This is a genomic window from Streptomyces sp. NPDC101234, from assembly GCF_044767525.1.
Lineage (GTDB): Bacteria > Actinomycetota > Actinomycetes > Streptomycetales > Streptomycetaceae > Streptomyces > Streptomyces sasae.
This window is the reverse complement of the sequence record NZ_JBIWOA010000098.1, coordinates 1-6,999: the sequence shown is the minus strand read 5'-3', so window position 1 is coordinate 6,999 and position 6,999 is coordinate 1. Positions and strand designations below refer to the sequence as shown.

The window sequence follows — 6,999 nt, the reverse complement described above, 5'->3', positions numbered from 1 at the left end:
GCGCCCGTGTCGTCGGTGACCGTGACGGTGACGTCGCTGGTCCCGAGCGTGGTCGGAGTGCCGGAGATCAGGCCCGTGTCACTGATCGTCAGCCCATCCGGCAGTCCGGTCGCCGTGTACGTCAGCCCCGCGCCGGAGTTCGTGGTGTAGGCGTCCGTCTGGAGCGTGACCGTCTGGCCGATGCCGCTGATCTGGTCCGCGATCGGTGCCACGTTGACGCCGAGTGCGACCCGGTGCCCCACGTTGATCGCGGCCCATGCGTCGGCCACGGCGAGGTAGGAGGGGCTGTAGGCGCCGAAGAGGTCGGCAGCGGCCTGGAGCGTGGCCGTTCGGGCGCCCGCGTAGTCGGTGCTGGATGTCATGTAGGTGGTGAGCGCCCGGTACCAGACGCGCTGGGCATTGTCGATGCCGATGCCCGTCACCGGCAGGCCGTCGTAGGTGGGGCTGTCGTAGGCGACCCCGTTGACGGTCTTGGCTCCGCTGCCCTCGGAGAGGAGGTAGAAGAAATGGTTGGCCGGGCCCGAGGAGTAGTGGACGTCGAGGCCGCCCAGGGAGGAGCTCCAGTTGTCGCTGGAGGCGCCGTCGCGGGAGGGCTTGTCCATGTAGCGCAACGGGGTGCCGTTGCCGTTGATGTCGATCTTCTCGCCGACCAGGTAGTCCGGGACGTCGGCGGGGAGGTTCTCGTAGAACTCGACGGCGGCGGCGAAGATGTCGGAGGTGGCCTCGTTCAGGCCGCCCGACTCGCCGGAGTAGGTGAGACCCGCGGTCGCGGCGGTGACGCCGTGGCTCATCTCGTGGGCGGCGACATCGAGTGCGGTGAGCGGGTGGGTGTTGCCGGACCCGTCGCCGTACGTCATGCAGAAGCAGCTGTCCGACCAGAAGGCGTTGACGTAGTTGTTGCCGTAGTGGGCGCGGCTGTAGGCGGCGACGCCGTCGTTGCGGATGCCGTTGCGGCCGAAGACGTTTTTGTAGTAGTCCCAGGTGGCGGCCGCGCCGAAGGCGACGTCGACGCCCGCGGTCTGCCGGTTGGCCGGGGTGCCGTCGCCCCAGACATCGTTGTCGTCGGTGAAGAGGGTGCCGGTTCCGGAGGTGCCCTGGTTGAGGTCGTAGGTGCGGTGTCCGGCTCGGTCGCCGTCGACGAGTTGGTAGGTGGAGCCGGAGAGCGTGGTACTCAGGGGCACGGTTCCGCTGAACTGGCCGGTGCCGGTGCCGGTTTCGATGCCCTGGTAGTGGAAGAGCTGTTTGCCCGAGGCCGCGTCGGTGATCACGTGGAGTTCGTTGGGCGTGCCGTCGTCCTGGAAGCCTCCGACCACCGATTCCCAGGCCAGGGCGGGCTTGCCCGAGGCGGCCCAGACGACGAGGCGCGGGGCGCCCTCGACCACGGGGTGCTCGGCGCCGGACTTCGCGGCGGCGCCGAGCGCCCGGGCCTTCGCGGTGGCCGCGGGGACTTTCGCCTTGGTGGAGGGGAGCGCGAGGGCCGTCTTCGTGGCCCGCGACACCGTGAGCCGGTCGGCGTTCGCATGGACGACCAGGTCGCCGCCGAGGACGGGCAGGCCGTCGTAGGTGCGCTCGTAGCGGGTGTGCGTCGTGCCGTCGGCGTCGACTGCGACGTCCTTGACGACGAGCTTCTCGCCGGCGCCGAGGCGCAGCGTCCTCGCAGTGTCGGGTGCGTCCTCCGCGGCGTGCTTCAGCAGCGCGCTGTGCCGCGCCGGCGAGAGCGGGGCGGGGGCCGCACCGGCCCTCGGGGTGGCCAGGATGCGGGCAGGCCGGCGGACTTCGGGGCCCGCCACGGCCGTGCCGCTCTGGATGCCGATGGTGAGCAGGGTGGTCGCGGCGGTCAGCGCCAGGGTCATGGTGTGTCTGGTGCGGCGATGGTGACGGTCCTGCCGGAACATGACGTTCTCCTTCTGTGGGGTGGCGGGCTCGGCGGAGCCCTGGAGAGCGGGTCGGCTGGGTCGAGCCGTCCGGCGGCGCGCGGGTGCCAAGGGCACGGTCCGACGCGGTGACGTCTACTGGGCCGTGCCGGTGCGGTAGGAGGAAAATTCGAGATGCGAGATGCAGGGGTTTTGTGAGTCACCTGTGAATGAGGGGTGAACTTCGGAGAGCAGAGTGACACCCGCCGGACAGCGCTGTCATGAGCACATCAGCACAACGGCTTGAACTGATGGTTGCGAGCCGGGGTTTCGACCACCCGTCCCATGGTTTTCGGCCGGGTCTGCCCCCGGCGCCGGTCCGGCGGAGTGCGGTCCGACAGGTGTCCGCACGACAGGGCCGCAGGTGTCAACCGGTCCGGACGGAGACCTCGATACCGGTGCGGAACGGCACCCTGAGTGAGACGAAGCCGTTGTCGGGAAGGCGGATCCAGGCCGTGCAATCGGCGTGGTCGCGGCGCATCCGGGAATCCCGGCTCCGCCGATATCGCGATCGTCTTCGGCGACCGCTACCGGCATGCCACGGGGTGGAGCTTCCGCGCCGTCGGCCAGGGTACCCCACAGGTCTGCGCAGCATCGCCCAGTCTTTTGGCGTCGACGTCTGAGGCGCAGGCAAGGCTCGCCAGTCCGCACTCGCCGTGCTCTCCGCCGCCTCCCTGCTCGACCGCCCGATCGTCACGTACGGCGAGAGCATGTCCTGTGGTGCCTGGCCCTCGAATCACCTGGTCGACGGCTTGCGCGGGCTCGGCACACCCGTTTCCGGCATCCGGACCGTAGACGACGTCTCGCGCGCGGAAGCGGACGCGCAGTACTGCCCCTGACGGGCCGGGCCCACGGCAACAGCGTCCGGGGCGCGTGCGGTGTCCCTGACCTGGGTACCGCAGGGGTATGCGGAGGTGGGGGAACCGCGCGGGGGGCTGGTGGCTGCTCGTCATGGCCGCCGTCGGGGTGTCGGGGGTCTCCTGGCTGGCCAGGCTGCTTCCGGGCGTGGTGGGCGGAGCGATGGTCGCCGTGGCCGCGACGGTCGGTGCGGCCCTGACACAGCGAGGCCAACGGCTCGTCGAGGAAGGGGCAAGGTGGCGCGGCGACTCCGACGACGGGCTGCTGCGAGACCGACGGGACCGGCTACTGCGGGTCCGCGACATGGACGATCTGCTCTCCATCGGCGTCCATCCGGCCGCCCCGGAGGGCGACGCGCACGCGGTCGGCTCACGAGTGCCTCCCTTCGTACGACGCGACCGCAGCGCCGAGATCGAAGACGCCCTGCGTACCGAGCGCTTCGTCCTGGTCGTCGGCGAATCCACTGCGGGCAAGTCGCGAGCGGCGTTCGAGGCGGCGCGGGCGGTGCTCCCTCGGGCTGCGCTCATCCTGCCCGACCCCACCGAGCCTGCGGCGCTGCGGGCCGCCGCGGCCGCGGTCCGGGGTGAGCGCCACTCGCTCGTGTGGCTCGACGACATGGAGCGGTACCTGGGCTCCGGTGGTCTGACCCCGCACCTGCTGGAGCGGCTCGCTCCCCCGGGTTCCGTGGTCCTCGCGACCATCAGGGCGCAGGAACGGGCCCGCTACACGGACACACAGGGCCTGTCCCGGGCCTCGGTCGGCGGACCGGGCGGACAGATCAGCCGGGATGTCCTGACGCTGGTGCACGAGATCCGGCTGGACAGGCAGTGGCACGAGAGAGAGATCGAGCGGGCCAGGGAGCTCGGCGACGACCACCGCCTGGCGCACGCGATCGACAACGCAGCGCGCTACGGCATCGCGGAGTTCCTCGCCGCCGGCCCTCAACTCCTGACAGCCTGGCAAGACGCCTGGGCGCCGGAAGGACCGCACGTCCGCGGCGCCGCCCTCGTCAGCGCGGCAGTGGAGGCACGCCGCGCGGGCTGGGGCCGACCGGTCCCGGCCGCACTGCTGCGAGACCTGCACGAGCGGCAGCTCACCGCACACGGCGGAGTCAGGCTGCGCCCCGAGACCTGGGAGCAGGCCCTGGAGTGGGCGACCACACCGCTGTACGCCACAAGCAGCTTGCTCATTCCCCACGACTCGTCGCCGGACGCCTATTCCGCCTTCGACTACCTGCCGGACGCTGTGGACGTCCCGATCCTGGACGGCACCTGGGAGCGGTTGATCGCGGCGGCTGAGCCCGAGGTCTGCGTGGACATCGGGTGGGCGGCGATCAGGCATGTGAGGCGTACAGCTGCCTGGGACGCCTTTCAGAATGCGCTGGACAACGGGGTTGTTTCCGCTGCGGCTGGGCTGGCCCTGATCCTCGGGGACACGTGGCGGCTGCAGGAGGCCTGCGAGGTGCTGCGGGCGGCCCTCCAGTCGGCCCCCGCAGACACCGACCCCGAGTCCCTGTACGAGCTGCGGTCGGATCTGTCGTGGTGGATCGGCGGAACGGGCAACAAGGAAGAGGCCTTGGAATTGGCCACGGAGCTGTACGAGGAGGTTCGTCTGAGGTTCGGGGACGACCACCCGGAGACCGTCTTCAGAGCCCTCCGCGTCACACGATGGATGTCCCACCTCGGGCATCCCCGCGAGGCGCTGAACCTGGCCCTCGACGCCCAAGAACGCTCCCTGCGGGTCTTGGGGCCGGCACACCCCATGACCCTTGGCTGCAGGTTCGAGGTCGCCTGCTACACCCTTGACAGCGGCCGGCCGACAGAAGCCGCCCGGCTCTGGGGCGAGTTGGCCGACGATGCGACCAGGCTGCTGGGACCGCACGACGGATTCACCGTCGACGCACGCTGGAACCACGCAGGCGCCGCGTTCGAGTCCGATGACACCTCGCTGGGACTGCGCCTTCTCGCCGACGTCATCGACGGCAGGACCGTCAACTACGGCGCCGACCATCCACGCACCTTTGCCATCCGCCTCCAGCAAGCGGGCTGCACCGGCAAGGCCGTCGGGCGCGACGAGGCACTGGCCCTCCTCACCCCTCTCGCCCAGGACGCCACACGGGCGCTGGGCCCCGACCACGAACTCACCCTCGCCGCCCGCCACCAACAGTCCCTGTGGTCGAACGCCGAGTTCGGTGCGCTGCTGTCCGACTGCGAGCGCGCCCTGGGACCCGATCACCCGCTGACCGAGGACTGCCGCACCCGCCTTGCCACCCCGGACCGACCCGTCTGGTACTACATGCCGCCGAGTTGGTGACCGTTCATCACCCCATGTCACGTCTGGAGGCCGGGATCACAGCGGCCGCCTTCCGGACCCAGTTGGATGAAGATCTCGCCCGACCCGTCTCCAGGTCCAGGGGGTCACCGGGCAGCGTGTCGTGCTTGCACGGGGAGAGCATCGCAGTGAGCTGGTCCTGCCAGGCGAACAGAGCGTCCCTCATGGCCTCAGGCGTCACGGACGCCTTGCCCCGGTAAGTGTCCGTGTCCACGTCGGTGACCACGTCCGGCGACCGGCACAACACCTCCTGGGCGTCCTTGAGTACGGCGACCGCGTCACCGATCAGCGCCGCACGGTGATCCTCCTGCCGGTGGCGGGCCACCTGCATCGCGGCGATGCCATCGTGCTGGTCGTCGCACGTCGTACCGGTCTCTCCGCACCCTTCCCGCTCGCAGGTCCGACGCTCGCCCGGCGGATGAACGCGCTCCGCTATGTCGAACTCCAGCCTCCGATGCGACAGGACGTGCAGAGCTTCCTGGAGACCGACACCGCAATGGGCTACAACTCGGCCTGTCCCAACGACGCTTTTGAAGCCCACCGGGCGTTCATCGCTCGCCGACGAGCCCTGCGACCTGCGAACTGCGACCTGCGACCTGCGACCTGCGACCTGCGACCTGCGACCTGCAACCTGCAACCTGCAACCTGCAACCTGCAACCTGCAAAGGAGTACTGAACGCCCACCGCCGAGAAACGGGACCAGTTCCTTGGGCGCTTCGAGAAACGGAAGCTCTCTGTCGGCACCTGCGGACGCGCGTTCGGCACCCGGTGGTGCATCCATGAAAACACCTGCATTCGATGCTCACTTCTCAGGCCCGAGCCCTCGCAGCGGCACCGTTTCATCGGGATCCGCGACAACCTCGTTGACCGCATGGTCGAAGCCGAGCGGGAGGGATGGCCAGGTGACCTCGAAGGGCTCCAGATCGGCCTCACCGACGCGGAGGGCAAGATCGCACGGCTCGACGCCGAGGACACCAGGCGGAGCATGACGGTCAACCTCGGCATGCCGGCCATCCCAGATCGTGATCAATGATCGGCTTACACCAGCCACTGCAAGAGGAAGCTGATCACATCAGGCGCTGCCTCCGGGGCGACTCGCGGGGCAGCCGTCCGGGGACATATAGGGCGACGAACACGGCCCCGGGTCCACCGGACAGTCCTCGGGGGACATCACGCGCTCGCACCACCTGCAGGCCAATTCAGCTTTGGCGCCAAGCTCGTTGAGGCGCCTGGCTGCCTGCTCTGCCCGCTCGAACCATGTCTCGGAGATCAGAGTGATGGGCGCGGCATCGAGCAGTTGCTTGCTCCGCCAGGCGCTCAGGCGAGTCGCGGTCCGAACCGCCTGAACCAGATCGAGCCCGCGGTCCCCGCCCGTCGTCAACAACACACCGAACGGCGGCTCCTCCATCGTTCCTCCAAGCAGGTGATTCGTGACTCCGGCAGCCCATAGCGAGGGGCAGGCCCTCAGACCACGGAAGCACACTCGGGATCCGTGGGCTCGATCTCGTGCTCCTCGAAGAGTTGCTCCAGCGCTTCATGGCCGTGCTCGCGGCGATACTCGCGTTCAGCGGCCGTCACTGGGAGGTCCTAAAAGGAGTCGCGCAGGTGAGACTCGACACCCGCGATGACCTGCTGTCTGCGCTTCGCTATGGACATGACCGGATGATCTCAGATGCGGTGGTAGGCGCCGACTCCGAGCCATCCCACAGCCCAGGTTCAACGGCACGAGCACATCGCGGTAGTTCAGAGAAGGTCGGTGCACACCAGCGGCTCCTCCGACTCCGCACAGACTGCACTAGCCCAGTGCCTCGTCCTCCTCACCAGCTCAGCAGACGTCTGGCCCGTCACCACGGCGGAAACGGGTGACAGGCCAGACTGACCTGAAGGCACGCGTCAG

General features: G+C 69.2%; 7 protein-coding genes. 4 read left to right on the top strand and 3 right to left on the bottom strand.

Going from position 1 to position 6,999, the window contains the following annotated elements; translation table 11 throughout:
• The coding region (locus tag ACIRR9_RS55770) for a M4 family metallopeptidase (RefSeq protein WP_403769735.1) at positions 1–1,895 on the bottom strand (1,895 nt) is incomplete at its 3' end.
• Between the two features lie 674 nt (positions 1,896–2,569).
• Between ACIRR9_RS55770 and ACIRR9_RS55765 the strand changes: the two genes are divergently transcribed.
• Both ACIRR9_RS55765 and ACIRR9_RS55760 read left to right on the top strand, forming a co-directional pair.
• The gene (locus ACIRR9_RS55765; protein WP_403769732.1) at positions 2,570–2,752 is read left to right on the top strand and encodes a hypothetical protein; all 183 of its coding nucleotides are present in this window, start codon (positions 2,570–2,572) and stop codon (positions 2,750–2,752) included.
• 67 nt (positions 2,753–2,819) lie between these two features.
• Positions 2,820–5,084: a hypothetical protein gene (locus ACIRR9_RS55760; RefSeq protein WP_403769729.1), complete on the top strand. Its 2,265-nt coding sequence runs from the start codon at positions 2,820–2,822 to the stop codon at positions 5,082–5,084.
• A gap of 7 nt (positions 5,085–5,091) precedes the next feature.
• Here ACIRR9_RS55760 and ACIRR9_RS55755 read toward each other — a convergent pair whose 3' ends face one another.
• Positions 5,092–5,433: a hypothetical protein gene (locus ACIRR9_RS55755; protein WP_403769726.1), complete on the bottom strand. Its 342-nt coding sequence runs from the start codon at positions 5,431–5,433 to the stop codon at positions 5,092–5,094.
• On the opposite strand from ACIRR9_RS55755, the gene ACIRR9_RS55750 reads away from it, so the two are divergent.
• Together ACIRR9_RS55750 and ACIRR9_RS55745 are read left to right on the top strand one after the other, a co-directional pair.
• Positions 5,416–5,778: a hypothetical protein gene (locus ACIRR9_RS55750; protein WP_403769723.1), complete on the top strand. Its 363-nt coding sequence runs from the start codon at positions 5,416–5,418 to the stop codon at positions 5,776–5,778. The genes ACIRR9_RS55755 and ACIRR9_RS55750 overlap by 18 nt on opposite strands.
• A gap of 195 nt (positions 5,779–5,973) precedes the next feature.
• Complete coding sequence (locus tag ACIRR9_RS55745) at positions 5,974–6,135, top strand: hypothetical protein (RefSeq protein ID WP_403769720.1); 162 nt, start codon at positions 5,974–5,976, stop codon at positions 6,133–6,135.
• A gap of 39 nt (positions 6,136–6,174) precedes the next feature.
• Here ACIRR9_RS55745 and ACIRR9_RS55740 read toward each other — a convergent pair whose 3' ends face one another.
• On the bottom strand, positions 6,175–6,510 hold the full coding sequence (locus ACIRR9_RS55740) for a ribosomal protein L7/L12 (RefSeq protein ID WP_403769717.1): 336 nt from the start codon (positions 6,508–6,510) through the stop codon (positions 6,175–6,177).
• Positions 6,511–6,999 lie beyond the last annotated feature (489 nt).